1 pseudogene is annotated in these 769 nt (G+C 44.3%); it reads left to right on the top strand.

From position 1 onward, the window contains the following. Window positions 1-567: pseudogene (locus R8N47_RS24740) on the top strand (assembly protein); the annotation flags it as partial. Between the last annotated feature and the right edge of the window lie 202 nt (window positions 568-769).

The raw sequence follows: 769 nt of genomic DNA, 5'->3' as shown, positions 1-769 counted from the left end.
CATTCTCAGTCCAATAAGCATGTTCAAGAAGCGCAAGCGAAAGACATTAGACCTTTCTGGAAGCGATGGCCCGTTATCGGTACCGCTTTGCTTTTGGGTGTTGGTTTGCCTATCAACATCATGGCGTGGTGGCCTGAACCCGAAAAAGCACCGGAACCAGTAAAGCAGCAAAATGTTAACGTCGAAATTCCAGCTGGCACGCCAACAGCTCAAGGAACGGAGACTTCACCCAAGAAAAAGAACAGTTCCGGTTTTGGTCCTTTAGATGGTTACGACTTTTTTATCACTGGTTACGCTAAGCAAATAGCGCTTAGAACTAGGTTGAAATCAATGGCAGAGCTAAACCGTGACCTGACTTTCTACAAGATATACATCGATGTTTACGATGGTACGGATAAGCTTTTCAGTTTCGACCATACAGATTTGGTTGATATTGGCTACCAGTTCGAGATTCTTTCAGATTGTGTCTATCGGGTAACTTGGGAAGATTCAGAAAGGATCTTCACTTGCGGCCAACGCGAAAAGCCAACTGACATTCTTCAGCAAAACGTTCCTGTTCAGATATAGCAATGCTGATAAACATTCTTTGGGCTTTGTTCTGGGGCTTCTGCATTTGGGGAACAATAATGCTATTTAGATGGGCAACCTCTAGTTAGACCGCTCGCCGCAAGAAGTGATATTGAGCTTGCGAAAATCGCTTCGAGGAAGCGGAACATGTACACAGCCAATCTTTGGCACGTTCACACAGGACTTATTTATGATTGATTCA

This window comes from Vibrio sp. 2132-1 (assembly GCF_033344315.1).
This window is presented reverse-complemented; position numbering and strand designations above follow the sequence as displayed.